Here is a 25408-nt window from a genome sequence, read left to right on the forward strand (position 1 = left end):
GGGCTCGGGGCCGCATCGGTTTTTGCCGCGTTTCAGAATAAAGACGCAGCCCTGAGGCCCTTGTCTACGTAAGACCCTCCGCCACTGGGCCAGCCGTGCAGCCTTTGCGGCGCAAGTTGTAGCCCGGGTTTTCCACATTTTTTCCACTGACTCTCGCTAGGTATGATGGCATCTCCCCGCGTTCGAGCCCTGGTCGAAACCAGCAAATCCGTAGCGGAAATCCGCTTGCTGGTGCAGCTCGCGCCCGACGTCGTCGTGCCCTGGCGCTGGGATTTGCCCTACCTGCTCTGGGCCGCCTGGGGCACCGAGCGCACCGCCCGCTGGCTGGCCGATCAGTTTCACCAGCACGACGGCGAACTGTCGCGCCTGGCGGGGGGCGAGGCCGTGTGCCAGGCGCTGCGCCGCGCCCTGGAGGTGCATCACCGCTTCTTCCGCGTGGCGTGGCTGGCCAGCCTGTAGCCGCGCATCGTTAAGGCCTGCTACTCGTTGCTGAGTGCGCTGTTGGCGGCCACCAGCACCCGGTCGCCGTGGGCCTTGGGCTGGGAGGTGACGGTGAAATGCAGCTCGTCGCTCGTCAGGTTGAGGATGCGGTGCGGGGTGCCGGGCGGTACGTGCAGGCCCGCGCCGGCCACCACATTCAGTCGCCGGCCGTCCACGTCGAACGTGGCCTCGCCGCGGAGCACATAGAAAAACTGCTGGGCCCGCTCGTGGTAGTGGTACTGCTCGGCCGTGCCCGGCGGCATCCGCTCCTGAATCACGCTCAGCGCGAGTGTATCGACGAGGTGCCACCCGTCGCACTGCGCGACCCAGTGGTAGTGCTCGGCCGAGGCCACCGACCGCAGCTGCGCCGGAAAATCAGCGGGAAGAGTATTCATCGAAAGCCGTGTTTTTCAATCCAGACCCAAAAGCGGCCAGCGCAAATTACCGCTTGCGGTGCAGAATAAACCCGTTGTCGACCGCCGCCATGCCGACGTGCGGGTAGTACCGCAGGGCGGTGTCCACGGAAAGCAACAGCACCATGCACTCGTCGCCTACGCGTTGTTTAGTGGCTTCGATCAGCTGGCGGCCGATGCCCTGGCGCTGGTACCCGGCGTACACGGCCAGGTCCGAGAGGTAGCAGCACCAGCGGAAATCGGTGAGGCTACGGGCCACGCCCACCAGCTGCTCGTCGTCCCAGGCCGTGGCCCAGAGGTTGGCGTGCTGCACCAGGGCCGCCATGCGGTCCGGGTCGTCCACCGGGCGGCGCAGGCCCGCGCTGCGGTACAGGGCTGTGAGGGCTTTCGGCGTCGGTGTGCGGTCGAGGTGGTAGGTAATGGGCATGGATGAAGGTGTTGAAGCAAATAATCGGGTGGGTGACTGGTGCCTAGCGGCCGGACGATTCGCCCAAGCCCCAGGGCTTGTGGCTGGCCGACGGCAACGAGGTGGGGGCCGTGCCGCCAGCGTAGCCATTGCCACGATGCACGAGCAGCAGCGCGTCGGCGCGCACCGAGCGAAAGGCGGCCGGAAAATCCAGGCTGACGGCGGTTTTGTGGGAAAATCCAGATGATTCCATAGCGGGGTAGGAGTGGGGCTGAACCCGGCCGGGCGACGTTGCCGGGCCGACGGGGCAAAAGTGAGCCGGGCGCGGCGGCCTGCTTCAGGCCGGTTGGCAGATTTCGACCAGTCCGGCTGCTGGCCCAGCCCGCTGGGCAACGGCTTGCGGCAGCCGCGCCCAACCCGGTACCTTGCGCCCGCCAATCGGCCGGCTCCGGGCACCATGCCGCCGCCCGATCCGTCCCTATCCCCGCCGTTTGCTTTTCCACCTATGCTTCCGTACCAGACCTTAATTGCGCTGGATCGGCACGCCACCATTCCGCTGACCCAGCAGATTACGGCGGCGTTTATTGCCCTGATCAACCAAGGTGTGCTGCCGGCCCGGGCCAAACTGCCCGGCTCGCGCCACCTGGCCGCCCAGCTGGCCGTGAGCCGGCAAACGGTGGTGGTGGCCTTCGAGGACCTAGTGGCCCAGGGCTGGATTGAGCAACTGCCCAGCAAGGCGGCCACCGTGGGCGCGCAGCCGCCCATTCCCGTGCCCGAGCCGCTGCTGGAGGGCCCGGCCAGCCAACTGGCCCCGCGGGCCGGGTTTACGTTTGCGCCGCGGCCCGCCGTGGGCCCCGGGGTGCGTCCCACGGCGCCCAGTCTGCTGCTCGGCGGCGGCTCGCCCGATGCCCGGCTGGTGCCTTTGGAGGCCCTGGCGCGCAATTACCGCGCCGCCAGCCGCCGGGCCCTGCGCCAGCCCCAACTGCTCGGCTATTCGGCCCCCGAGGGCGTGCTGCGCCTGCGTCAGCAGCTGGCCCGCTACCTGCACGACACCCGCGGCGTGCCCGCCGGCCCCGACGACATCTTCGTCACGCGCGGCAGCACCATGGCCATTCACCTGCTCACCCAGCTGCTGGTGCAGCCCGGCGAGGTGGTGGCCGTGGCCGCCCGCAGCTACGGCGAGGCCGACGCCATCTTCCGGCACCACGGCGCCCAGCTCCTGCGCGTGCCCCTCGATGCCCACGGCCTTGACACCGACGCCCTGGCCCAGCTGTGCCAGCAGCAGCGCGTGCGCCTGGTCTACGTCACGCCTCACCACCATTACCCCACCACGGTGGCGCTGTCGGCCGCGCGGCGGGTACACCTGCTGCAGCTGGCGGCCCAGCACGACTTCGTGGTGCTGGAAGACGACTATGACTTCGACTACCACTACGACGGCGCGCCCATTCTGCCCCTGGCCAGCGCCGACCGCAGCGGGCGGGTGCTCTACGTAGGCTCGTTGAGCAAGGTGCTGGCCCCGGCCTACCGCATCGGCTACATCGTGGCGCCGTCCGACGTGCTGGCGGCCCTGGCGCCCATCCGCGTGCTGCTCGACCAGCTGGGCGACCCGCTGCTGGAACTTGCCGTGGCCGAACTCTTCGCTGACGGCGGCATGCAGCACCACTTGCAGCGCTCCTGCAAAACCTACCACGAGCGGCGTGACGTCTTCTGCGAAGCCCTGCACCAGCACCTGGCGCCGTGGTTTTCGTTCACGCCACCCGCCGGCGGCTTGGCCCTGTGGGGTGTCTTCGCCGCCGGCATCGATCTGCCAATGCTGGCAGCCGCCTGTGCCCGGCAGGGCCTGTCTATCGGCGAAGGGCAGCCCTACCGCTTACCTACCGACCAGCAGGCACACCTTCGCCTGGGATTCGCCGCGCACACCGCCGACGAGCTGCGGCGCAGCGTGCATATCCTGGAAATGTGCCTGCGGCAGCTATGGTGAAGCCGCTGGTTGGCTTAGCGGGATTTCAGGCAATATATTGACCGTTGATGCAGCAGTAGCGCTTGGTCATGGCCGGTAGGAAGAATACACGGCGTCACACACCAAAAACACAAAACCTCGATTCTGAGTCAGAATCGGGGTTTTGTGTTTTTGGTGTGGTCACGTAGGGAGTCGAACCCCAAACCTCCTGGTTCGTAGCCAGGTGCTCTATCCAGTTGAGCTACGTGACCGTTTTTCCGTTTTGGTGGTGCAAAGATAGGCGGCCCTTTTCGTGGTTTGCAAACCACAGCTTAGAATTTCTGTAGAAAAGCCTGTTGGTTTGCCTCAACCAACTGAAATCCAGCTGATTTTTTTTCATCCTTTTTTTAGGGCACGCTGCAGGGCGCGGTTGAAGAGCCAGTACAATCCCAGGGCCGAGCCGGCCAGCAGGCCAATCACCAGCAGCTTGCCGGCCGTGCCGGTGTCGGGGTTGCTCAGCAGGGCGAATACGTCGTTGGCTTTGGTGCCCAGCCAATAGAAAAACAGGGTGCGCGGCAGCATACCCAGCACCGAAGCGGCCAGAAATTGCTGGCGCGGCACGTTCACCACTGCCAGAATAAAGGTAATCATGGCGAAGGGCAGCACTGGGGAAATGCGCGTGAGCAGCACCAGCTGCCAGCTTTGCTTGCGCAGCTCCTCCATCACGGCCTCGGCCTTGGGAAAGCGCTGCAGGAAGCTGAGCATTTTGCCGTGGTCGAGGGAGGTGGCGATGAGGTAGCCGACCATAGCGGCCAGGATGTAGCTGAGCACGAGGCCACCGAAGCCGGGCCAGCCGAAGTAGAAGCCGGTGATGAGCGTGACGACGGTGGTGTGCGTCAGCGAAAATGCCATGGCCACCGCTACCACGGCGAAATAAATCAGCATGTGGACCGCGCCGGGCTGGTGCAGCCAGTGGCTGTGGGTGTGCAGCACCCAAGTCAGCACGCTGTCGCCGACGAGCGGGAGGCCGGCCAGCAGCAGGAGCGAGAAGAAAGTGGACGCGTTGTGCTGAAATAATTCGCGGAGGAAGCGCATGGCGGGCGGCAAAGGGGAGGGCGTACCCCGGAGACGGGGAGGCTTGTCCGTTTCAAACGTAGAATCGGGCGCCGAAGCTACGCCGAACGCCTAGGATTGGGCCGGCCGGGGGCGCGGGCCGGCGCAGACCACTGCCCCGGGGCGGAAGAAAATCAGGCTGCTACCTTTGGGGCCGTACCCGCCGCGGGTGCGGCATTCCCCGATTTTCCAGACCCTCGTTCCCCAGCCTTCTGCCATGAAATTCGGCACCAAAGCCATCCATGCCGGCGTGCACCCGGACCCCGCCACCGGGGCCATCATGACGCCCATCTACCAGACCTCGACCTACGTGCAACGCTCCCCGGGCGACCATAAAGGCTACGAGTACTCGCGCACCCACAACCCGACCCGTACCCAGCTGCAGGACGCACTGGCCGCCCTCGAAAACGGCAAGCACGGCCTGTGCTTCGCCTCGGGCATGGCCGCCATCGACTGCGTGGTGAAGCTGCTGGAGCCCGGCGACGAAGTGGTGGCCACCAACGACCTGTACGGCGGCTCTTACCGCATCTTCACCAAGGTCTTCGCCAAGTACGGCATCAAGTTCAACTTCGTGCCCATGCACGACGTGGAGGCCGTGCGCGCGGCCATGACCGAGCGCACCAAGCTGGTGTGGGCCGAAACGCCCACCAACCCGCTGCTGCACATCATCGACATCAAGGCCGTGGCCGAGGTGGCCCACGCCGGCGGCGCCCTGCTGGTGGTCGACAATACCTTCGCCACGCCCTACCTGCAAAGCCCGCTCGACCTCGGGGCCGACGTGGTGATGCACTCCCTCACGAAGTACATGGCCGGCCACTCCGATACGGTGATGGGCGCCCTCATCGTGCAGGACGACGAGCTGCAGCAGCGCCTGGCCTTTATCCAGAACGCCTGCGGCGGCACGCCCGGGCCCCAGGACTGCTTCCTGGTGCTGCGCGGCATCAAGACGCTGCACATCCGCATGCAGCGCCACTGCGAAAACGGCCGCGCCGTGGCCGAGTACCTGCGCCAGCACCCGCGCGTGGACAAGGTGTACTGGCCCGGCCTGGAAACCCACCCCAACCACCAGGTGGCCCGCCAGCAGATGCGCGACTTCGGCGGCATGCTCTCCTTCGTGCTGAAGGGCGACAAGGTGGAGGACGCGGTGGCCGTGCTGGAGAAATTCCAGCTGTTCACCCTGGCTGAAAGCCTCGGCGGCGTGGAAAGCCTCTCGGGCCACCCCGCCACCATGACGCACGCCAGCATCCCGGCCGAGGAGCGCCGCAAAGCCGGCCTGTCAGACTCGCTGATCCGCCTGTCGGTGGGCATCGAGGACGCCGAAGACCTCATCGAGGACCTGGCGCAGGCCCTGGGCTAAGCCCACGGGTGCACGAAAAAGCCGTCATTCTGCGTTTCGCCGCGGAATGACGGCTTTTCTGTATCAATTTACCGCCTGATGACCACGCGTATGTTCTTCCGCTTCCGCCTGCTGCTATTGGCCGCGCCGCTGAGCGCCGCTTGCCTCAATGTTTCAGCCCAAACGGCTCCGGGCGCCCCGCCCCGGCCGCACACCGTGGCGGTGCGCGGCACGGCGTTTCAGGAAGTGGAGCCCGAGTGGGTGGAGCTGCTGGTGACCTACCGCGTGTCGGACAACGTGAAGGACTCCGACAAGGCCAAGGAGCAGGAAAAGGCGCTGCGGAACGTGTTGCCGAGCTTCAACATCGCCCCCGAGAAGCTGATGCTCGACAACCTGACGGCCTACGGCTACGGCGGCTTTTCCAAGATGGGCAACTCCACCGTGGCGCTGACGCGGGTGTACCGCCTGCGGCTCGACAAGCCGGCCGTACTCAACGAGCTGATTCCGCGGCTGGTGCAAACTGGCGCCGACAACGTGCAGGTGGCCCGGCTGGAAAACGCCCAGCTCGAAGCCCGCCGGCAGGAGGTACTTGGCAAAGCCCTCGACAACGCCCGCCAGAAAGCCGCCCTGCTGGCCCGGCAGCTCGGGCAGCAGCTCGGCGCCCCGCTGGCCGTGACGGAGGTAACGCCCTTTGCCGGCTACCGTCTGGAGGAAACCGGCTACAAGCGCAAGGAGGGCTACCAGCGCGAAATCGACGCGGCCGACGCGCCCGTTCCGAACCTGCGCACCATCCGCGTGACGAGCACCGTCGACGCCGAATTCGAGCTGAAATAGCCCCGCGTGAGCAAGCCGCCCAACCGTCGCCCGTGGTGGCAGCGCTGGCCGCTGGGGCCATACGCGGGCCCCTACCTGCTGCTGCTGAGTTTGCTGGCGGCGCTGCTGCCCGCCGCGGGCTTCAAGGACGACTTCTGGCTGTGGGTGCGCTGGGCCGAGTACAGCCGGGCGCACGGCCTGGGCAACGCCTACGCGGTGCCCGGCAATAACTACAATCCGCTCTACCACTACATATTGTGGCTGTTCGGTCGGCTGGCCGGCAGCGCCGAAGCCATTGAGGCGCAGCGCTACTCCCTGAAGCTGCTCACCCTGCCCTTCGACGTGGGCGGGGCGCTGCTGGCCGCCTCGTTGGCGGGACCGGCGCGGCGGCGCTTCGTCGGCTCGCTGTGGCTGCTGCTCAACTTCGGCTACCTCTACAACACGCTCATCTGGGGGCAGGTCGACGCCATTTACACGGGTCTGAGCTTCGGGGCGGTGGTGCTGGCGCTGCGCGACCGGGGCACCTGGAGCGCGGTGTGCTTCGCCTTGGCGCTGGCCGCCAAGCTGCAGGCGCTGATTTTTCTGCCACCCCTGCTGCTGCTTTGGGCGCCGCGGTGGTGGCAGCGGCCCCGGCTTTTGCCGGCGGCCCTGCTGGCCGGGCTGGTCACGCTAGGGCTGGTGCTGCTACCCTTCGTAGTGGGCGGGGAGCGAGGCTACCTGACCGACATCTGGCGCATCAACCGGCAGGCCGTGGGCTACTACTCGGTGCTGTCGATGAACGCCTACAACTGGTGGCACCTGACGGCCGGCGGCCTCCTGCTCACCCGTCCCGATACCGACCTCTGGCACGGCCTGAGCTACCGGCACTGGGGCATGCTGCTGTTTGCGGTGGCCGCCACGGCGGTGCTGCTGCCCCTGCTGCTGCACGCGCTGGCCCGGCTGCGCCGGCCCCGCCCCGCCGACCGGCCGCTGGTGCTGCTCACGTTTGCGCTGGTGCCGTTGGTGTTCTGCTTTTTCAATACCCAGATGCACGAGCGGTACTGGCACGCGGCGTTACTGTTTGCCGGGGCCTACGCCTTTGTGAGACGGCGCTACGCCCTGCTGATGCTGGTGAGTGGGGCGTATTTGCTCAATCTGGAAGCGGTGTTCGGCTATCTGCAGCTGCGCGCCCTGCTGCCCGGGCTGTTGCACCCGCAGTTGGTGGCGCTGCTGTTTGCCGGAGCTATAGCCCTGGGCTTGCTGGAGCTGTACCGCCATGCGCCGCTGGGCCCGGCTATTCGGGCGTTACTGAAGCAAGGCGCCCCGTCCCATGCGTAGCTTTGACGGATGAAAAGCGTCGGGCCAAGGCAGCTTGCGGGTAAATGGCGGCAAAGCCCGTGGCGCTACGCCGGGCTATATGCGCTGCTGTTCGGGCTGCTGCTGGCGCTGGGCGGCTCCACCGCCCACGAGGGCGACCGGGCCGCCTGGCTGGCCTGGGCCACCCACATCTTCCGCCACGGCCTGGGCAATGCCTACGCCCTGCCCTCGCTCGACTACAACCCGCTCTACCACTACATCCTCTGGCTGTTCGGCCGGCTGGCGGGTAGCGCCGAGGCCATTGGGGCCTACTCGCACGGGCTGAAGGCTTTTACGCTGCTGTTCGATTTTGCCGGTGCGCTGCTGGCGGCCTCGTGGCTGCGGGGCGGCTGGCAGCGCTTCTTGGGCTCGTTGTGGCTGCTGCTGAACGTGGGCTACCTCTACAACACGCTCGTCTGGCAGCAGGTCGACGCCATCTTTACCACGCTCAGCTTCGCCGCCGTGGTGCTGGCCCTGCGGCAGCGCCCAGGGCTCAGCCTGGTGCTCTACGTGCTGGCGCTGAATGCCAAGCTGCAGGCCATCGTATTTCTGCCCCTGCTCGGGCTGCTGTGGCTGCCGCTAGGGCGCCTCGCGCCGCGGCAGCTGCTACTGGGCCTCGGCACGGCGGCGGCGGTGCAGCTGGCGCTGCTGGCGCCGTTCATCTGGGGCGGGGCGCAAAACTACCTGCCGCGCATTCTGGCCATCAACTTCACCGCCGTCAGCCTCTATCCCTACACCACCGTCAACGCCTTCAACGTGTGGACCCTGCTCATGCCCGATGCGCTGTTCTGGGTGCCCGATACCCTGCGCAAGTTCGGCCTGAGCTACCGGCAGTGGGGGCTGCTGGCCTTTGGCGCCGGCTCGGCCCTGGCCCTGGTACCGGTGGCGCTGCTGGCCTGGCAGCGGCTGCGGCGGCGCAGCGCGCTCGGCCCGGCCGAGGCCCCGCTGGTGCTGCTGGTAGGCGGGCTGCTACCGCTGGTGTTCTGTTTTTTCAACACTGAAATGCACGAGCGGTACTGGCACCCTGCCGTGCTGTTTCTGGGCGCGTATGCCCTGCTGAGCCGCCGCTGGTGGCCCTACGCGCTGGTATCGGTGGGCCACTGGCTGAACCTGCGCACCATGTTCCGCCACTACCACCACCAGCCCACCTGGCTGGTGCAGCACCCGCAGCTGGTGGCCGGCCTGTTTGCCTTGGGCCTGCTGACTGGGTTTTACTGCCTGTACCAGGAATTCCGCCGACGGGCTTCGCTGCCGATGACCAGGGGTGAGGTAGCTCAATGACCCTTGCTGACCACTGGCGCGGCTTATTCGGCTTTGACCAGCCGTACCACCTGCTGCCCGTCGAGGGTGCGGGCCACGTACATACCGGCCGGTAAGCCCAGCGGCTGCCACTCCACCTGCCCGTCGGCCCGACTGCGCAACGCGGCTACCATCCGGCCCAGCGCATCGGTTACCACCACTGCTTGGGCTTGCGGTTCAGCCAGCCGAAACGCGACAATGTGGGTAAATGGCGTGGGAAAGGCCATCAGGTCACTGCGGCGGGCTGCCACGGCGGTGGCCAGCGCGCTGGTAGCTACGCGCAGGGTAAAACCGCGCACCTCCGTGCCATTGATCGGACAGGCGTTGTCGGCCGCTTCTACGGTGAAGGAGTAGTAGCCCGGGGCGGTAGCGGCCGGCACCAGCCAGTCGAGCTGGGCGGGCGTGGTGGCCGTGCCGGGCTGAAAGGTGGCGCCGGGTAGGTAGCTGGCCGCGTCGCTGCGGATGCGCAGTGGCTGGCCGGCGTCGGCATCGGTGGCGGCGAAGCGCAGGGTCAGGTGCTGGCCGGGCTGCACGTCCACGGGCGCGTCGGGCGGCAGGGGCGCGCCGTTGCGCAGCAGCGTCAGCGTCGGGTTGGTGTTGAGCGTGGGCGCCACCGTGTACAGCACCTCGCGCATCACGCTGCCGATGCGCGTCGGCTGCCCGCCGACGCGCCGGTATTCATCAACCTGCAAGGCCACCGAGTACGTTCCCTGCCGGGCTGGGGCCAGGTAGTAGTTGCCGTTGGCCGTTGTCAGCTCCGCCCACTTGCTTACCGTCCCGTTCAGCACCCGAAACGAGGGCAGCGGCATCCCGACCGTGTAAGCGCCGTCGGCAAACGTGGCCGCTTGGCCGGTAAACGGCTCGGTGAACTGCCCGCCGAGGTAGCTGCGGTAGCTGATCAGGCTGGGGCAGGGGTAGATGGGCAGCGTGATGCCGCTCAGCATGCGGTTGTTCAGCGGCGCCACGGCCCGGTACACCAGGGAGTCGCCGTCGGCATCGAAGGCGGCGAAGCTGTAGCGGTGCGGCTGGCCCAGGGCGCAGTAGGGCAGGGGCAGGGCCGTAAACTGCGGGGCCTGATCGGTGCCGGCTCGGTTATCTAAGTACGCCTGTAGCTCCAGGTGCGTCGTTTCGGCACTGAGAATGTTGGCGGCCAGCGCGCTGCGGGCTTCTACGTTAACGGCCAGCGTCCACTGGCCCGGCGGCAGCGTTACCGTAGTGGCGTAGTCGATGGCCTGGTAGGGTGCCGGGGCGCTTTGGCATAGCGGCAGATCCAGTGCCCGGGTCGCCGTCCGGGGAAGCTGGGCTACAAAGCTGCCCGCGCCCGTCAGCGTGCAGCCGTTGGCCTTGGCCGCCAGGGTCAGCGTCTGAGCGTTGCCGGTGCCGCCCAGCGCATCCGCATAGGTAGTTACCAGCACGCGGTACTGATTGCCGCTGAGGTGGGCAAAGCCGATTTCGCCGCCCACCAGATGCGTGGCCTGGGCGACGCCTGCCAACAGCCACCAAAATAGCAGGCCCAGGCCGGTCTGAAAGCGCGTAGAGAAAATCATAGCCGGGAAGCATTATATTCATTATTGATATATGAATATAATGCTTCCCGGCTATTCGCTATTTACCGGTTTCCGAATTTGTACCCAGGATCTGAAACAGCTCGTCGAGCTTGGGCGTCAGAATGATTTCGGTGCGGCGGTTCAGGGACTTGTTCTGGGGCGAGTCGTTTTGCGCGACGGGTACGTACTGCGAGCGGCCCGAGGCCGTCACGCGCTCGGGCTGCACCCCGCCGGTGGTAAGCAGGCGGGCAATTTCGGTGGCGCGCAGGGCCGACAGGTCCCAGTTGTCCTGCATGCCAGCCGTGCCCTTCAGAATGGGCACGTTGTCGGTGTGGCCTTCCACCACCACGTTCACGTCGGGCTGCTCCTTGAGCACGGTAGCCAGCTTGCCCAGTGCCTCCTGGCCCTTAGGGTCCACCTTGGTCGAGCCCGACTTAAAGAGCAGCTGCTCCGACAGAGACACGTACACCTTGCCGTCCTTCACCTTCACCTGCAGCTCGTTGGACTTGAAGGCCAGCAGGGCGTTGCTGACTTTCGAGCGCAGCGCGTTTACGGCCGCGTCCTTCTCGGCCAGGGCCTTTTCCAGCTCGGCCAGGCGCTGTTCGCGCGTCTTCACGTCGGCCGAGAGCTTGTCGATTTCGGTGCGGCTCTTGTTCAGGTTGGCCGACAGCTCGCCCAGCTCGGCTTCGCGGCGGGCCAGGTCCTGGGCCACTTTCTGGTAGTCGGCCGATTTGTTGGCCAGCACCTTCTCGTTGTTCTTGATGAGCTTTTCGTAGGTGTCGCTCAGCTCGCGGTACAGCGTCTGGGTGCGGCGCAGCACGTTGCCGGTCTGCGTCGAGTCATTCACGAGGCGCTTGTTTTCCAGGCGCAGCTCACCCAGCTGGCTGGTGGCCTTCTGCAGCTCGGCCACGGCTTCGCGGGCCTGCCGCTCGGCGGTGGTTTTGGCCTGCTCGGTGGCGGCCTGGCGGGCCCGCAGGTCGTCGTATTTCTTGGCGGTGACGCAGCCCGGCAGGCTGAAGCTGCCGGCGGCCAAGGCGGCCAGCAGGAGAGAGGAGGTGTACTTCTTCACAGGCAAACAAAAAGGTCGGGCGCCCGGCCCGGCGCGCGGGCGTACGACCCTGGCAAGGTAGCCCCGCCGGGCCACACTTTCCAACCAGCGCTGCGCCGAAGCGGGCCCAACGGCGTATAGCCCAAGGCTCCGGTTAGCTCGTAAAGATTGTGTCGGGCGGGCGGCGGGTTATATTCGCTCAGCTCTTTTCCTGGCTCTCACCCTCTTATTCCAGCCCCCATGGCCACGTCTCTCCAGCTCACCGCCGAGCACGAAGCGCTGCTGCAGCACGAGTGCAAAACCATTCCGAAAGCGCAGCTGCACCAGCCCGGTGCCGATTTCCTGGACCGCTGCTTCGTACCCGGCTCCCGCTCGGCGCAGGTGATTCGCAGCCTCGGCCAGCTCTACAACCACGGCCGCCTCGGCGGCACCGGCTACCTGAGCATCCTGCCCGTCGACCAGGGCATCGAGCACACGGCCGGCTCGTCGTTCGGCCCAAACCCGATGTATTTCGACCCCGAAAACATCATCAAGCTGGCCCTGGAAGGCGGCTGCAACGCGGTGGCCACCACCTTCGGTACCTTCGGCACGGTGGCGCGCCGCTACGCCCACCGGATTCCCTTCCTGGTCAAAATCAACCACAACGAGCTGCTGACTTACCCCAATAAGTTCGACCAGATCATGTTCGGCTCGGTGGAAGAGGCCTGGAACCTGGGTGCCGCCGCCGTGGGGGCCACCATCTACTTCGGCTCCGAGGAATCGGGGCGGCAGTTGCAGGAAGTATCGGCCGCCTTCGAGCGGGCCCACGAGCTGGGCATGGCCACGGTGCTCTGGTGCTACACCCGCAACAACGCCTTCAAAACCGCCGACAAGGACTACCACGTGGCCGCCGACCTCACCGGCCAGGCCAACCACCTGGGCGTCACCATCGGGGCCGACATCATCAAGCAGAAGCTGCCCGAAAACAACGGCGGCTTCACGGCCCTGAAGTTCGGCAAAACCTACCCGGCCATGTACGAGACGCTCAGCTCCGACAACCCCATCGACCTGACGCGCTACCAAGTGGCCAACTGCTACATGGGCCGCATCGGCCTCATCAACTCTGGCGGCGAGAGCAAAGGCGCCACCGACCGCGACGAGGCCATCCGCACGGCCATCATCAACAAGCGCGCCGGCGGCCAGGGCCTGATTTCGGGCCGCAAAGCCTTCCAGCGCCCCTTCGCCGAGGGCGTCGACCTGCTCCACGCCATTCAGGACGTGTATTTGGACGAGAAAATCACGCTGGCGTAAGAACGATGCCGATAGGCCGTCATGTCGAGCATGTTGCGCATCAAGCAAGGATCGAGACATCTCGCGTGCTGACTTCCGAGAGTAATCTGCTTGTTCAACGAGAAGAATACTATGGAGTGAGATGTCTCGGCGGCGCTCGACATGACGTTCTGATTCAATCTTTCCCCAGCCGCCCCAGCTTTGCCGGCGCCGGATGCGGGAAGTAGCCGGCCGCTACTTTACTTTTGTGTCGCCGAACGGCCCCTCCCGGCTGCGGCTACGTAACTTAGCTTCGGCGCCGCCGGGCGGTTCTCCCATCATCTGACTCAGTTCCCGAACATAATGGCTTGGTTTAAACGGCAGGAAAAAGGCATCATCACCCCCACGGAGGAGAAAAAAGAAACCCCCGACGGGCTGTGGTACAAGTGTCCCGAGTGCGGCACCGTGGCCGACATGGGGGAGCACCGGCGTATGCTCTACACCTGCGCCAAGTGCAACTACCACGACCGCATCGACTCGGCCGAGTACTTCGAAATCCTCTTCGATAACAACCAGTTTACCGAACTCGACGCCGACCTGAGCTCCGGCGACCCGCTGCACTTCGTCGACACCAAGGCCTACCCGCAGCGCATTGCCGCTACGCAGCGCAGCACCGGCCTCAAGGACGCCGTGCGCACCGCCCACGGTCCCATGAACGGGCAGGAGCTGGTGGTAGCCTGCATGGATTTCCGCTTTATCGGCGGCTCTATGGGCTCGGTGGTGGGCGAGAAGATTGCCCGCGCCATCGACTACGCCCGCCAGCACCGCGTGCCCTTCCTGATGATCAGCAAATCGGGTGGCGCGCGCATGATGGAAGCCGGCTACTCGCTGATGCAGATGGCCAAAACCTCGGCCAAGCTGGCCCTGCTGGCCGAAGCGGGTATCCCGTACATCTCGCTGCTTACCGACCCCACCACCGGCGGCGTGACGGCCTCCTACGCCATGCTCGGCGACTTCAACATCTCCGAGCCGGGTGCGCTCATCGGCTTCGCCGGCCCGCGCGTCATCAAGGAAACCATCGGCAAAGACCTGCCCAAGGGCTTCCAGAGCGCCGAGTTCGTGCTGGAGCACGGCTTTCTCGACTTCATCGTCGACCGGAAGCAGCTGAAGCAGCAGCTTTCGGACCTGCTGCACATGCTGCGCCCGGCCACCGTGCCGGTCGAGCCGGCGGGCCGCTAGGGCCGTTCGGCACACTTGTTGGATAACCCCGCCCGGCTGCTCATCTGGCAGCCGGGCGGGGTTTGTCGTTTCCGGCCCGGGGCTGGGCGAAAAAAAGCCGACTGAGTATTAGCGGCTTTATATGTTTGCCCAACCTTTTCGACCCGAACCGGGTAAAGCCCAACTGAATTCTCTCTCCAACCTCCCACTTTTCACTGACACCATGAAATCATTCAATTCATTGCTTGCCTTGCTCCTGATGTTTACGCTGGCCTTCAGCTCCTGCAAATCGTCGCAGACGGCGGGCGGGGGCAGTCTGCCCGGCTCCAACGGCACGGGCGAGCGGAAAGACGGCATGAGCAAAACGGCCAAGGGCGGCATCCTGGGTGCCGGCGGCGGTGCAGTGGTCGGCGGCGTAGTCGGCGGCCTGCTCGGCGGCAAGAAGGGTACGGCCATCGGGGCCATTACGGGCGCGGCCGTAGGCGGCGCCACCGGGGCCGTTATCGGCCGCAAAATGGACAAGCAGGCCGAAGAGCTGCAGCGCGACATGAAGAACGCCCGCGTGGAGCGCGTAGGTGAAGGCATCAAAATCACCTTCGACTCGGGCATCCTGTTCGACACCAACAAGTCGGACCTGCGCCAGGCCTCGATGACGGAAATCCAGAACATGGCCCTGGTGCTGAAGAAGTACCCCGACACCAACGTGCTGGTGGAAGGCCACACCGACAACACCGGCTCGGACGCCATCAACCAGCCGCTGTCGGAGCGCCGGGCCCAGGCCGTGGCCAACTACACCATTCAGCAGGGCGTGGAGTCGACGCGCGTGACGACCAACGGCTACGGCTCCTCGCAGCCGGTGGCCGATAACGCCACGGTAGAAGGTCGCCAGGCCAACCGCCGCGTGGAAATTGCCATCTACGCCAACGAGAAGATGAAAAAAGCGGCTGAGAAAGGCCAGCTGTAAGCCGCAGGAACACCCTCCCGGTTTGAAAAGAGCCGCCCCGTCGGGGCGGCTCTTTTGTTGTGCCATTACTTAAGGAGAGCAAAATAGCCAGGCCAGTGTAACCCTGTCCCCCGGGATTTGCGTTTTAAATCCTAGCTGCCCGCTATTTCCCCATTTCGCGGCGGGCCTTAACTCTCGAAACGCCATGAACTTACATAAAGGAATCGTTGCTGCCGTGCTGTCGGTAGCCCTGCTGGGCGGTGCTGCCTCGTCGGCCCAGGCCCAATCGAAAGTAACCAAGCCCGGCACCTGGAGCGGTAAAGCCAAAGGGGCTGCCATTGGTGCCGGTGCCGGTGCCGCTACCGGGGCCGTCGTAGGCGGTGGCAAAGGGGCCCTGATCGGGGCCGCTGCCGGCACCGTTGGCGGGGCCGTCATCGGCCGCAAGCGCGACAAGAAAAAAGACCCGGTGCGTTATCAGGCGTACAAAAAATAACCCGCCGGCAACTGCCGGCGGCTCAAATCAGCGCTGGATGCATGATAATAGGATGCATTTCAGTTAGTTACTTGGAAAAAGGCCGTTCTGCTCCCAGAACGGCCTTTTTACTTTCGATGAAATGGTACAACATTTAGTAGCAGCTCGCGTTGAAGGGCACGCCCGGTCAGCCGATGATGGAGTCATATCCGTTGTTATATTTGGCCGGCTGAGCCTCGGTGAAACGCGCTGAGGTAGTCAAAAACAGAAAATTATTTGCCAGATAATCAGTATGATGCGTACTATCTGGCGCAACGGTGGGCGCTTTGGCAAGGTGGTTGCAAAATCCCGGTCAGAGAGAGACGCTCCACACTCCATCTTCCACTGGCTTCTCTCAACTCACCAACCAGAAAACCACAGTACAATGAACAAGCTTCGTTCCTCACTCGCCTTCCTGCTGGCCCTCGTGCTGCTGATGACCTCGGCAGTATCGGAAGCCCAGACGACCACCACCACCCAGAAGAAGGGTATGAGCAAAACCGCTAAGGGCGGTATCATCGGGGGCCTGGGCGGGGCTGCTGGCGGCGCCGTGCTGGGCCGTGTAATCGGTGGCAAGAAAGGCACGGCCGTGGGCGCCGTAATCGGGGCTGCCGTGGGTGGTGGCGCCGGTGCCCTCATCGGCCGCCGCATGGATAAGCAAGCCGAAGAGCTGCGCCGCGACATGGCTGGCGCCAAAGTAGAGCGCGTAGGTGAAGGCATCAAAATCACCTTCGCTTCGGGCATCCTGTTCGCCAAGAACTCCTCGGAGCTGACTGCAGCCGCGCAGGAAAACATCGGGACGCTGGCCGCTACGCTGAAGAAGTACGGTGACACCAACGTGCTCATCGAAGGCCACACCGACAACACCGGCACCGACGCCATCAACGACCCGCTGTCGGTGCGCCGCGCGCAGGCCGTGGCCAACTACGCCATGAACCAGGGCGTGGAGTCGTCGCGCTTCGAAGTGAAAGGCTACGGCTCGAAGCAGCCCATTGCCGACAACACGACCGAAGCCGGCCGCTCGCAGAACCGCCGCGTAGAAGTAGCCATCTACGCCAACGAAAAGCTGAAGAAAGCTGCCGAGAAAGGCACGATCTAAGCCGGGCCGGCCAACGCCGCTGTCCCGTCGCTCATCCGGCGGCTCCCCAATTGGTGGAGCCGCCGGATTTTTTTTATCCCGTACCAAGACTGCCCACCGGCGCTGGCGTAACCCCGGCCCGGCCGCCGCGGTACACCGGTATATGCCCCTTCCTGCCCTCACCACCGCTTACGACCTCGCGCCCGCGGCCAAAACCCTCGAAGACCACCGCATCCTGCACGCCTTCTACGGGCCGGTGCCCGCCGGGCAGCGCCGCACGCCCATGCGCGAGCTGATCAGCACCGTCCTCTCGCACCGCACCACGCACCGCGACGAGGAGCTGGCCTACGACCGGATGCTGGAAGCCTTCGGCGACTGGCAGGGCGTGGTGGACGCGCCCACCGCCGAGCTGGCCCACGCCATCCGCACCACGCGCTGGCCCGACACCCAGGCGCCGCGCATTCAGGAAATCCTGCGGCGGATCAAGGCCGAGTTTGGCGAGTATTCCCTCGACGCGCTGGCGGATTGGCCGATGGAGCGCGGCCTGGCGTGGCTGACCGGCATGCCCGGTATCGGGCTGAAAACGGCGTCGCTGGTGCTGCTCTTCAACTTCCAAAAACCCGTGCTGCCCGTCGATACGCACGTGCACCGCGTGGCCCAGCGCCTGGGCCTGATCGGGCCGAAGGTGTCGGTGGAAAAGGCGCACGAGGTGCTGCTGGCCCAGCTGCCGCCCGATGCCGAGGTGCTGCTGAACTTTCACAAGCACAACTACTGGCTGGGGCAGCACATCTGCTTCTTCAGCAAGCCCAACTGCCCGGCCTGCCCGCTCAAGGGCCTCTGCAACTACTACCTGGAGCACTACGGCCCCGCCACGGCAGCCGATCTGGCCGCCGTGGCGCCGGAGTGGACGGGGGAGAAGCTGCACTGATCGAACGGTTCACCCTGTAGTCATTGCGAGCGAAGCGCGGCAATCGTTCCTCTCGTGGCAGAAACGGTACAACACGCACCAACTGAAAACAGCCCCGCCCGAAACCAGTATCTGTAGTTTCGGGCGGGGCTATTTTGGGCTTCTGCCAGTGGGCTCGTCGTGCCCCGAGAAGAACGATTGCCGCGCTTCGCTCGCAATGCCTACTGGTGCTACCGTCGCCACGAACAATCCGGGCTGGAAAAGCTTGTAGCTTGCAAGTCCTGAAGCTGCCAATCAACCCATGCGCCTCGTTCACCATCCGGTTCTGTGCAATTACTACGTCACCTACCGGTGCAATGCGAAGTGCTCGTTCTGCGACATCTGGGAGAAACCCTCGCCCTACATTCAGCTGGCCGACGTGGAGCAGAACCTGCGCGACCTGAAGAAGCTGGGCGTCTCGGTTATCGATTTTACGGGTGGTGAGCCGCTGCTGCACCGGCAGCTGCCGGAGTTTCTGGCCCTGGCCCACGAGCTGGGCTTTATCACCACCGTCACCACCAACGGGCTGCTGTACCCCAAGTTCGCCGAGCGGCTGCGGGGGAAGGTGGACATGCTGCACTTCTCGCTCGATTCATCGGAGAAGGAGCAGCACGACCGGGGCCGGGGCGTGGCCTGCTACGACTTCGTGCTCGAAAGCATTCGGGTGGCCAAAGAATTGGGCGAGCGGCCCGATATCCTGTTCACCGTGTTCCGCCAGAACCTCGACCAGCTGGAGGCCGTGTACCGCGACATCACCCGGCCCAACGGGCTGATGCTCATTATCAATCCGGCTTTTGAGTACAACGGCGTGGAAACCGGCGAGCAGCTGACCGAGCAGGAGCTGGACTACCTCTCGGCCTTCGGCAAGCGGCCGGGCGTGTATCTGAACGAGGCCTTCATCCAGCTGCGCCGCGACGGGGGCAACCACGTGGCCGCGCCCGTGTGCCGGGCCGCCAGCACCACGCTGGTCATTTCGCCCAACAACGAGCTGGTGCTGCCCTGCTACCACCTCGGCACCAAAACCTTTCCCATAGAGGGCCGGCTGCACGAGCTGTACCGCTCGGAGCCGGTGCAGCAGCTGGCCGCGCTGGAAGGCCGCCTGCCCCAGTGCGAGGGCTGCACCATCAACTGCTACATGCAGCCCAGCTTCGCCGTCGAAACCAGCAAGTACTTCTGGCAGGCCCTGCCGAGCACGCTCAAGTACAACTGGTACAAGGGCACATGGAAGCGGATGCTGGCCCGCTAAGGCAGGCGTTGCAGTAGCCCGAATCCGGCTGTTTGTCGGCTGCCCGGGGCAGAACCCCAACAACGGAGCCTAATTGACTTACCTGCGGGTGGCGCAACTGCCGACGCGGGTAGCGGGCTGGGGCAATAACCATATAGGTAGCCCCTGCTACCTTCGCGCCAATTCCTTTTCGCTGTTCGCCATGCCTCCGCTTATCCTGCCCGTGCTGGGCAAAACGCCCGCCATCGACCCCAGCTGCTACGTGGCCGACAACGCCACCATCATCGGCGACGTGGTGCTGGGCCCCGACTGCACCGTGTGGTTCACCGCCGTAGTGCGCGGCGACGTCAATAGCATCCGGATAGGGGAGAAGACCAACATTCAGGACGGGGCCGTGATTCACTGCACCTACGAACGGGCCGCCACCAGTATCGGCAGCCGCGTGAGCATCGGGCACCGGGCCATCGTGCACGGCTGCACCGTGGAAGACGACGTGCTCATCGGCATGGGCGCCATCGTGATGGACCGCGCCGTGGTGGGCCGCGGCTGCATCATCGCGGCCGGGGCCATCGTGCTCGAAAACACCCAGTGCGAGCCGGGCTACCTCTACGCCGGCGTGCCCGCCAAAAAGATCAAGCCCGTGACCGAAGCCCAGCGGCAGACCATCGGCCGCACCGCCGACAACTACGTAATGTACGCCGGCTGGCTGCGCGAAAATCCGGCGTAGGGTCGGCCGTCCGGCAGAATGTCGGCCAAGTGCAACCAACCTTTCCGCCGGGCGGCGGCTCTCTCGGGCATGAACCACTTCTTCGCCCGTACGGCCGCGGTGCTCCTGGCCGTAGCCTCCTTCGCCTCCTGCAGCCGTTCGCAGTACGCCTTCACGCCTGCCCCCTCGGCTTACCACGCCGTGGCTGCCGCTGGCACGCCCGTTGCACCCGCCGCGGAACCGGTTGCCGCCACCGCCCCGTCCACTGCCCCGCCGGCCGACCTGACGGCCTCGACCGTGCCCGTAGCCCCCGCTGCTCCGCGCCAGACCGCCACCCCGCTCAGCCGGCCGGTAGCGCCGGTAACGGCCGCTCCGGCCGTTGTCAAGGCCGTGACGCCCGCCGCCCGTAAGGCCCTGCGCCGCGAGGTGCGCCAGGCTGTGAAGCAGGCACACCGCCAAGCCGCTGCCGCCCCCGCGGCCGAGGGCAAAAGCCAGCTCACGGCCCTGCTGCTGGAGCTGTTCCTGGGATTTTTGGGCGTGCACCGCTTCTACCTGGGCTACACCGGCCGCGGCATTCTCTACATTGCGCTGCTACTGACCAGCTGGCTCATCATTCCCTTCTTCGTGCTGGCCGTGCTGACCACCATCGATTTGGTGATGATCATCACCGGTGACCTGAAGCCCAAGAATGGCGAATACGCCAAAACCTTCGAGGACATGGGCAAAAACAAAAAAGACAAGGAGTAAGGTCTGCCTGTCAAGCAAAACGCCCCCTCCATCCGTGGATGAAGGGGGCGTTTTCGTTTCAAGCCTGGTGGATTATTCCTCCAGGTCGGGCAGCTCGCCGGCGGCTTCGCGCTCGGCGGGCTCCAGCACCCGCAGCTGCACCAGCTCCACGGCCCGGCGCGAGCGGTTCAGGATGCGAAACTCGTAGTTGTCGAGCACGGCCAGGTCGCCGATTTCGGGAATGGTGCCGTAGATGACGTTGACCAGCCCGCCCACAGTTTCGTAATCGTCGCCCTCGGGCAGGGGGAAGGGCAGGAACTCGTTGGCGTCGTTGATGGCCGTGGAGGCGGCCACGCGGTACTCCAGTTCCGACACCTTTTCCACCACCGGCACCTCGTTGTCGTACTCGTCCTGGATTTCGCCCACCAGCTCCTCCATGATGTCCTCGATGGTGACGATGCCCGACACGCCGCCGAATTCGTCGGACACGATGGCCATGTGCAGGTGCTTGCGCTGGAACTGACGCAGCAGGCGGTTGATTTTCTTGGTTTCGGGCACGAAGAAGGCCGGCCGCATGATCTGCGGCAGGTTGATGTCCTCGCCCCGGCGAATCAGGGCAAACATGTCCTTCACGTAGAGGATGCCCACGATGTTGTCGATGTTGTCCTCGTAGACCGGAATGCGCGAGAAGCCCTCGTTGAAGGCTGCTTCCACGATTTCCTCCTGCGAGCAGCTCACGTCGATGGCCGAAATCCGGGTGCGCGGCACCATGATCTGCTTCACCATCCGGTCGTTGAACTGAAACACGTTCTCGATCAGCTCGTGCTGCGACTCCTGAATCTCGCCGCTCTGCTTGCTCTGGTCGATGAGCAGGCGCAGCTCCTCGGCCGTGTGCACCTCGTGCTCGTGCACCGAGCCCACGCCGAATACGCGCAGCACCAGATTGGAGAGCTTGTCGAGCAGCCAGATGAAGGGGAAGGTGAGGAACGCGAAGGCCCGCAGTGGAATGGCAATGGCAATGCTCACGTTTTCGGGCTTGCGAATGGCCAGCACCTTGGGCGCCTGCTCGCCGAGCACGATGTGGAGCACGGTGATGAGCGAGAAGGACGTGGCCAGCGCAATCTGGTGCACGGCTACTTCCGAGAGCTTGATGCTGAAGCTGTCGATGACAGCCAGCACCACGTCGGCCACCACGCTTTCACCGATCCAGCCCAGGGCCAGCGAAGCCAGCGTAATGCCGAGCTGCGTGGCCGAGAGGTAATAGTTCAGGTCCTGCAACATGCTCAGAACCAGCTTGGCCAGGCGGTTGCCGCTCTGCGCTTTTATCTCGATTTGCGACAGGCGCACCTTGACGAAGGCAAACTCCGCCGCCACAAAAAACCCGTTTGCTACTACTAACAAAAGGGTGAGGAATATTTTTAAGCCCATAAGGTCAGCGGCGGCCGGCACCCGCGGGTCCGTCGCTGTATGTCACAAAAGTACGAGAATCCGCCTAAGCGGTTCGGTTGGCCGGGCCGGGCGCGTGCAACTAGGTTCGCGTACCTTTGTTTCTTCTGCGGAAACACCCAATTCCCTATGCTTTTGCGAATCATTTTGTGGCTGAGCCTGGCCCTGCCGCTGCTGGTCGCCCGGCCGGCCGGCGCCCAGGTGCTCACGCCCACCAAGCTCGGCACCACCGTCAGCCCCGCTACCGCCAAGGTCGGCGACGAGGTGGAGCTCATCGTCAATGCCCGCATCGACCCGACCTGGCACCTCTACGCCACCGACTTCGACCCCGATCTGGGCCCCACGGTCTTCGCCTTCACCTTCGCCAAGAGCCCGGCTTACGAGCTGGTTGGCAAACCCAAGTCCATCGGTACGAAGAAAAAGTATGACGACGTCTTCAAGGGCGACGTGACCTACTTCGAAACCACCGGGCAGATCCGCCAGCGCATCAAAGTGCTGCAGCCCGGCCCGCTGACCATCAAGGCCGGCGTAGAATACCAGACCTGCACCGACGTCGACGGCCGCTGCATTCCCGGCGAAGAAGCCCTGAGCTTCGGCCCGATTACGGTGACCGGCACTGCGGCCGCGCCGGCCAAATCGGCCCCCGCCGCGACGACGCCTGCGGTTTCTCCCGCGGCTGCCGCCCCTACGGCTCCTACGCCCGTAGCCGCGCCGACGATTCTGCAGCCCGAAACCACGGCCGTAGCGCTGGCCACGCCCCCCGCTGCCATTGTTACTACCGATTCGGCAGCCACGGTTACTGCAGCCCCGGCAGCCGTAGCGGCGCAGCCGACGACGCCCTCGGCAGCGGCCACCGTGCCAGCCAGCGGGGGCAGCCTGCTGGGTTTCGCGCTGCTGGCCTTTCTGTCGGGCCTGGGTGCGCTGCTCACGCCCTGCGTGTTCCCGCTGATTCCGATGACGGTGTCCATCTTCACCAAGGGCTCGGCCAGCCGGCAGCAGGGCATTATGAAGGCGCTTTTCTACGGCTTCTCCATCATTTTCATCTACGTGGTCGTGGGCCTGCTCACCACCGTGCTGCTCGGTGCCGATGGGCTGAACCTGATCAGCACGCACTGGCTGCCCAACCTGATTTTCTTCGTGGTATTCGTGGTGTTCGGGCTGTCCTTCCTGGGGCTGTTCGAAATAACGCTGCCCAGCGGCATGGTCAACAAAATCGACGCGCAGGCCGACCGCGGTGGCTGGGGCGGCGTGTTCTTCATGGCCCTCACGCTGGTAGTGGTTTCGTTCAGCTGCACCGGGCCCATCGTGGCGTCCATCCTCACGATGGCGGCGCAGGGCGAGCGGATCCAGCCGGTCGTCGGCATGTTCGGCTTCTCCCTGGCCTTCGCGCTGCCGTTCATGCTGTTTGCGCTGTTCCCGACGTGGCTGAAGGGCCTGCCCAGCTCGGGCGGCTGGCTGAACACGGTGAAAGTGGTGCTGGGCTTCGTGGAGCTGATGCTGGCCCTGAAGTTCCTGAGCATGGCCGACCTGGCCTACCATTGGCACCTGCTCCCACGCGACCTGTACCTGGTGCTTTGGATTGCCCTGTCGGGCCTGCTGGGGCTGTACCTGCTGGGCGTGTTCAAGCTCTCCCACGATTCCGACCTCGCGCACCTGAGCGTAGGGCGCCTGCTGATGGCGGTGCTGGCGTTCGGCTTCATGACCTACCTGGTGCCCGGCCTGTTTGGCGCCCCGCTGCCGCTGCTGGCCGGCTACCTGCCCCCCCAAACGCGCCAGGACTTCACCCTGGCCGCGCCCGCCGCGCCGGTAACGACCACGGTGGCCCAGCCCACCGCCTGCGAGCCGGCCCGCTACGCCGATTTCCTGGAACTGCCCCACGGCCTGCCCGGCTACTTCGACCTGGCCCAGGCCCAGCGCTGCGCCCAGGCCCAGAACAAGCCCCTGTTCATCGATTTCACCGGCCATGCCTGCGTGAACTGCCGCAAGATGGAAGCCAGCGTGTGGAGCGACCCGCAGGTGCTCCAGCGCCTGCGCGACGACTTCGTGGTGGTGGCCCTCTACGTCGACGACAAGGCCGAGCTGCCCCGCAACGAGTGGTACACCTCCAAGTACGATAACAAGGAAAAAACCACGCTGGGCAAGAAAAACGCCGACCTGCAGCTGACCGGCTTCAACGTCAACGCCCAGCCCTATTACGTGCTGCTCGACCCCAGCGCCCCCGCCGACCTGGCCCACACCCTGACCCCGCCCGTGGCCTACGAGCCCGACGTGAACAGCTTCGTGAAGTTCCTCGATGCCGGCCTGGCCAACTACCGGCGGCAGCACCAGCCGGTGGCGAAGCAATAAAATCCGTTCGGCTCTCTACGGCTTACTTGTTATCTTTTGCCCGCCCCGCCCCGGTTTTGTCCGGTCGGCGGGGCGGTCCTTTTTCATTTCGCCATGCTCCATAAGCTGCTGCTGGGCGCTGCCCTGCTCGTTACCGCCCAGTCGCCCGCTGCCGCCCAAACGGCCCAGACCTCTGACCCGACGCGCATCACCCTGGTGATTCACGGCGGCGCGGGTACCATCACGCGCCAGAACATGACGCCCGAAAAGGAAAACGCCTACACCGAAGCCCTGAACCAGGCGCTGCAGACCGGCTACGCCGTGCTGAAGCGCGGCGGCACCTCGCTCGATGCCGTGGAGGCCACCGTGCGCTTTATGGAAGATTCGGCGCTGTTCAACGCGGGTAAAGGCGCCGTCTTCACCCACGACGGCCGCAACGAGCTGGACGCCGCCATCATGGACGGCCAGACGCTGAAGGCGGGCTCGGTAGCGGGCGTGACGGTGGTGCGCAACCCCATCAGCGCGGCCCGGGCCGTAATGGAAAAATCGGAGCACGTAATGCTGGTGGGCCCCGGGGCCGAGCAGTTTGCCCGCGAGAAGGGGCTGGATATTGTCGCGCCCAGCTACTTCTACACCGAAGCCCGCTACCAGCAGCTGCAAAAGGCCCTGGCAACTGAAAAAGGCGCCGTGCCCGATCAGTTGAACACGCCTACCAGGGAAACGTCGCCGGGCAAGAGCAAAGTGAAGCTGAAATCCGGCAAGCCCGGCAGCTACGCCGAGCCGCCCATTTTCACTGAAGGCCGCAAGTACGGCACCGTGGGCGCCGTGGCCCTCGATCAGTACGGCAACCTGGCCGCCGCCACCAGCACCGGCGGCATGACCAACAAGCGCTACGGCCGCGTGGGCGATGCGCCCATCATCGGCGCGGGCACCTACGCCGACAACCAGAGCTGCGCCGTATCGTGTACCGGCTGGGGCGAATATTTTATTCGCAGCACCGTGGCCCGCGACATTGCGGCCCGCATGGAGTACGCACGTCTACCTCTAGACGCCGCTGCTCAGGCCAGCCTCGATAAGGTAGCCCGGCTCGGTGGCGACGGTGGCCTGATCGGCCTGGACCGGCAGGGTAACATCGCCATGCCCTTCAACAGCGAAGGCATGTACCGGGGCTACATCAAAGCCAATGGCCAAACGCAGGTGCTGATCTATAAATAAGGACCCTTTCGGACTCGAAACGACGCTAATTGAGCAGCCGGACCGCGGGTGCTCAATTTTTTTATTCACGTCAGTAGGAGGGAGTTGCTGCG

The 25408-nt window shown here is 64.9% G+C and carries 24 protein-coding genes and 1 tRNA gene; 17 read left to right on the forward strand and 8 right to left on the reverse strand.

Annotated features, from left to right (window positions below; genetic code table 11):
- Positions 1-162: 162 nt before the first annotated feature.
- On the forward strand, positions 163-459 hold the full coding sequence (locus FDY95_RS12635) for a hypothetical protein (protein ID WP_138078134.1): 297 nt from the start codon (positions 163-165) through the stop codon (positions 457-459).
- Positions 460-479: 20 nt separating this feature from the next.
- On the opposite strand, the gene FDY95_RS12640 is transcribed toward FDY95_RS12635, so the two are convergent.
- The 3 genes from FDY95_RS12640 to FDY95_RS12650 are packed head-to-tail and all read right to left on the reverse strand — an operon-like array spanning position 480 to position 1552.
- A complete protein-coding gene (locus FDY95_RS12640) occupies positions 480-875 on the reverse strand; it encodes a cupin domain-containing protein (protein WP_138078135.1) in 396 nt (131 codons plus the stop codon).
- 46 nt (positions 876-921) lie between these two features.
- A complete protein-coding gene (locus FDY95_RS12645) occupies positions 922-1320 on the reverse strand; it encodes a GNAT family N-acetyltransferase (protein ID WP_138078136.1) in 399 nt (132 codons plus the stop codon).
- A 43-nt stretch (positions 1321-1363) separates the two neighbouring features.
- Positions 1364-1552, reverse strand: coding sequence for a hypothetical protein (locus FDY95_RS12650; RefSeq protein WP_138078137.1), 189 nt, complete (start codon positions 1550-1552; stop codon positions 1364-1366).
- A 252-nt stretch (positions 1553-1804) separates the two neighbouring features.
- On the opposite strand from FDY95_RS12650, the gene pdxR reads away from it, so the two are divergent.
- Positions 1805-3280, forward strand: coding sequence for a MocR-like pyridoxine biosynthesis transcription factor PdxR (gene pdxR / locus FDY95_RS12655; RefSeq protein ID WP_171025665.1), 1476 nt, complete (start codon positions 1805-1807; stop codon positions 3278-3280).
- Positions 3281-3436: 156 nt separating this feature from the next.
- Here the strand turns inward: pdxR and FDY95_RS12660 are convergent.
- A tRNA-Arg gene (locus FDY95_RS12660) sits at positions 3437-3510 on the reverse strand.
- A gap of 124 nt (positions 3511-3634) precedes the next feature.
- Positions 3635-4333, reverse strand: a complete 699-nt coding sequence (locus tag FDY95_RS12665) for a TVP38/TMEM64 family protein (RefSeq protein WP_138078139.1) — start codon at positions 4331-4333, stop codon at positions 3635-3637.
- A 235-nt stretch (positions 4334-4568) separates the two neighbouring features.
- On the opposite strand from FDY95_RS12665, the gene FDY95_RS12670 reads away from it, so the two are divergent.
- From FDY95_RS12670 to FDY95_RS12685, 4 genes are all read left to right on the forward strand, one after another.
- Positions 4569-5708, forward strand: a complete 1140-nt coding sequence (locus FDY95_RS12670; RefSeq protein ID WP_138078140.1) for a cystathionine gamma-synthase — start codon at positions 4569-4571, stop codon at positions 5706-5708.
- Positions 5709-5786: 78 nt separating this feature from the next.
- On the forward strand, positions 5787-6521 hold the full coding sequence (locus FDY95_RS12675) for an SIMPL domain-containing protein (RefSeq protein WP_138078141.1): 735 nt from the start codon (positions 5787-5789) through the stop codon (positions 6519-6521).
- A 6-nt stretch (positions 6522-6527) separates the two neighbouring features.
- Complete coding sequence (locus FDY95_RS12680) at positions 6528-7817, forward strand: glycosyltransferase 87 family protein (protein ID WP_138078142.1); 1290 nt, start codon at positions 6528-6530, stop codon at positions 7815-7817.
- 9 nt (positions 7818-7826) lie between these two features.
- Positions 7827-9116, forward strand: coding sequence for a hypothetical protein (locus tag FDY95_RS12685; protein ID WP_138078143.1), 1290 nt, complete (start codon positions 7827-7829; stop codon positions 9114-9116).
- 23 nt (positions 9117-9139) lie between these two features.
- On the opposite strand, the gene FDY95_RS12690 is transcribed toward FDY95_RS12685, so the two are convergent.
- Positions 9140-10681: a T9SS type A sorting domain-containing protein gene (locus FDY95_RS12690; RefSeq protein ID WP_138078144.1), complete on the reverse strand. Its 1542-nt coding sequence runs from the start codon at positions 10679-10681 to the stop codon at positions 9140-9142.
- A 58-nt stretch (positions 10682-10739) separates the two neighbouring features.
- Positions 10740-11750 carry an OmpA/MotB family protein gene (locus tag FDY95_RS12695; RefSeq protein WP_246074020.1) on the reverse strand — a complete coding sequence of 337 codons (1011 nt, stop codon included), beginning with the start codon at positions 11748-11750 and terminating at the stop codon, positions 10740-10742.
- 219 nt (positions 11751-11969) lie between these two features.
- On the opposite strand from FDY95_RS12695, the gene FDY95_RS12700 reads away from it, so the two are divergent.
- The 9 genes from FDY95_RS12700 to FDY95_RS26590 all read left to right on the forward strand — a co-directional run bounded on the left by FDY95_RS12700 (position 11970) and on the right by FDY95_RS26590 (position 20351).
- On the forward strand, positions 11970-13019 hold the full coding sequence (locus FDY95_RS12700) for a class I fructose-bisphosphate aldolase (protein ID WP_138078145.1): 1050 nt from the start codon (positions 11970-11972) through the stop codon (positions 13017-13019).
- Between the two features lie 321 nt (positions 13020-13340).
- Positions 13341-14216 carry an acetyl-CoA carboxylase, carboxyltransferase subunit beta gene (gene accD / locus FDY95_RS12705; protein ID WP_138078146.1) on the forward strand — a complete coding sequence of 292 codons (876 nt, stop codon included), beginning with the start codon at positions 13341-13343 and terminating at the stop codon, positions 14214-14216.
- A gap of 202 nt (positions 14217-14418) precedes the next feature.
- Positions 14419-15159 carry an OmpA family protein gene (locus FDY95_RS12710; protein ID WP_212744897.1) on the forward strand — a complete coding sequence of 247 codons (741 nt, stop codon included), beginning with the start codon at positions 14419-14421 and terminating at the stop codon, positions 15157-15159.
- Between the two features lie 184 nt (positions 15160-15343).
- Positions 15344-15631, forward strand: coding sequence for a YMGG-like glycine zipper-containing protein (locus FDY95_RS12715; protein ID WP_138078147.1), 288 nt, complete (start codon positions 15344-15346; stop codon positions 15629-15631).
- Between the two features lie 403 nt (positions 15632-16034).
- The gene (locus FDY95_RS12720) at positions 16035-16748 is read left to right on the forward strand and encodes an OmpA family protein (protein ID WP_138078148.1); all 714 of its coding nucleotides are present in this window, start codon (positions 16035-16037) and stop codon (positions 16746-16748) included.
- Positions 16749-16890: 142 nt separating this feature from the next.
- A complete protein-coding gene (locus FDY95_RS12725; protein ID WP_138078149.1) occupies positions 16891-17655 on the forward strand; it encodes an endonuclease III domain-containing protein in 765 nt (254 codons plus the stop codon).
- A 280-nt stretch (positions 17656-17935) separates the two neighbouring features.
- On the forward strand, positions 17936-18919 hold the full coding sequence (locus tag FDY95_RS12730; RefSeq protein ID WP_138078150.1) for a radical SAM protein: 984 nt from the start codon (positions 17936-17938) through the stop codon (positions 18917-18919).
- Between the two features lie 181 nt (positions 18920-19100).
- Positions 19101-19625, forward strand: a complete 525-nt coding sequence (locus tag FDY95_RS12735) for a gamma carbonic anhydrase family protein (protein WP_138078151.1) — start codon at positions 19101-19103, stop codon at positions 19623-19625.
- Between the two features lie 69 nt (positions 19626-19694).
- Positions 19695-20351, forward strand: coding sequence for a TM2 domain-containing protein (locus tag FDY95_RS26590; RefSeq protein WP_212744898.1), 657 nt, complete (start codon positions 19695-19697; stop codon positions 20349-20351).
- A gap of 72 nt (positions 20352-20423) precedes the next feature.
- On the opposite strand, the gene FDY95_RS12745 is transcribed toward FDY95_RS26590, so the two are convergent.
- Positions 20424-21731 carry a hemolysin family protein gene (locus FDY95_RS12745; RefSeq protein ID WP_246074021.1) on the reverse strand — a complete coding sequence of 436 codons (1308 nt, stop codon included), beginning with the start codon at positions 21729-21731 and terminating at the stop codon, positions 20424-20426.
- 174 nt (positions 21732-21905) lie between these two features.
- Here FDY95_RS12745 and FDY95_RS12750 point away from each other — a divergent pair, with 174 nt between their 5' ends.
- Together FDY95_RS12750 and FDY95_RS12755 are read left to right on the forward strand one after the other, a co-directional pair.
- Positions 21906-24122 carry a protein-disulfide reductase DsbD family protein gene (locus tag FDY95_RS12750; RefSeq protein WP_138078153.1) on the forward strand — a complete coding sequence of 739 codons (2217 nt, stop codon included), beginning with the start codon at positions 21906-21908 and terminating at the stop codon, positions 24120-24122.
- A 93-nt stretch (positions 24123-24215) separates the two neighbouring features.
- Positions 24216-25316: an isoaspartyl peptidase/L-asparaginase family protein gene (locus tag FDY95_RS12755; protein WP_138078154.1), complete on the forward strand. Its 1101-nt coding sequence runs from the start codon at positions 24216-24218 to the stop codon at positions 25314-25316.
- Positions 25317-25408: the final 92 nt, after the last annotated feature.

The organism is Hymenobacter jeollabukensis (genome assembly GCF_005771675.1).
Classification (GTDB): Bacteria; Bacteroidota; Bacteroidia; order Cytophagales; family Hymenobacteraceae; genus Solirubrum; species Solirubrum jeollabukense.

Coding starts and splice junctions, on each gene's coding strand:
- FDY95_RS12730 (WP_138078150.1), top strand. CDS start 17,936: ATGCGCCTCGTTCACCATCCGGTTCTGTGCAATTACTACGTCACCTAC.
- FDY95_RS12720 (WP_138078148.1), top strand. CDS start 16,035: ATGAACAAGCTTCGTTCCTCACTCGCCTTCCTGCTGGCCCTCGTGCTG.
- FDY95_RS12715 (WP_138078147.1), top strand. CDS start 15,344: ATGAACTTACATAAAGGAATCGTTGCTGCCGTGCTGTCGGTAGCCCTG.
- FDY95_RS12750 (WP_138078153.1), top strand. CDS start 21,906: ATGCTTTTGCGAATCATTTTGTGGCTGAGCCTGGCCCTGCCGCTGCTG.
- FDY95_RS12755 (WP_138078154.1), top strand. CDS start 24,216: ATGCTCCATAAGCTGCTGCTGGGCGCTGCCCTGCTCGTTACCGCCCAG.
- FDY95_RS12640 (WP_138078135.1), bottom strand. CDS start 875: ATGAATACTCTTCCCGCTGATTTTCCGGCGCAGCTGCGGTCGGTGGCC.
- FDY95_RS12670 (WP_138078140.1), top strand. CDS start 4,569: ATGAAATTCGGCACCAAAGCCATCCATGCCGGCGTGCACCCGGACCCC.
- FDY95_RS12700 (WP_138078145.1), top strand. CDS start 11,970: ATGGCCACGTCTCTCCAGCTCACCGCCGAGCACGAAGCGCTGCTGCAG.
- FDY95_RS12650 (WP_138078137.1), bottom strand. CDS start 1,552: ATGGAATCATCTGGATTTTCCCACAAAACCGCCGTCAGCCTGGATTTT.
- FDY95_RS12710 (WP_212744897.1), top strand. CDS start 14,419: ATGAAATCATTCAATTCATTGCTTGCCTTGCTCCTGATGTTTACGCTG.
- FDY95_RS12675 (WP_138078141.1), top strand. CDS start 5,787: ATGACCACGCGTATGTTCTTCCGCTTCCGCCTGCTGCTATTGGCCGCG.
- FDY95_RS12685 (WP_138078143.1), top strand. CDS start 7,827: ATGAAAAGCGTCGGGCCAAGGCAGCTTGCGGGTAAATGGCGGCAAAGC.
- pdxR (WP_171025665.1), top strand. CDS start 1,805: ATGCTTCCGTACCAGACCTTAATTGCGCTGGATCGGCACGCCACCATT.
- FDY95_RS12690 (WP_138078144.1), bottom strand. CDS start 10,681: ATGATTTTCTCTACGCGCTTTCAGACCGGCCTGGGCCTGCTATTTTGG.
- FDY95_RS12645 (WP_138078136.1), bottom strand. CDS start 1,320: ATGCCCATTACCTACCACCTCGACCGCACACCGACGCCGAAAGCCCTC.
- accD (WP_138078146.1), top strand. CDS start 13,341: ATGGCTTGGTTTAAACGGCAGGAAAAAGGCATCATCACCCCCACGGAG.
- FDY95_RS12735 (WP_138078151.1), top strand. CDS start 19,101: ATGCCTCCGCTTATCCTGCCCGTGCTGGGCAAAACGCCCGCCATCGAC.
- FDY95_RS12725 (WP_138078149.1), top strand. CDS start 16,891: ATGCCCCTTCCTGCCCTCACCACCGCTTACGACCTCGCGCCCGCGGCC.
- FDY95_RS26590 (WP_212744898.1), top strand. CDS start 19,695: ATGAACCACTTCTTCGCCCGTACGGCCGCGGTGCTCCTGGCCGTAGCC.
- FDY95_RS12635 (WP_138078134.1), top strand. CDS start 163: ATGATGGCATCTCCCCGCGTTCGAGCCCTGGTCGAAACCAGCAAATCC.
- FDY95_RS12665 (WP_138078139.1), bottom strand. CDS start 4,333: ATGCGCTTCCTCCGCGAATTATTTCAGCACAACGCGTCCACTTTCTTC.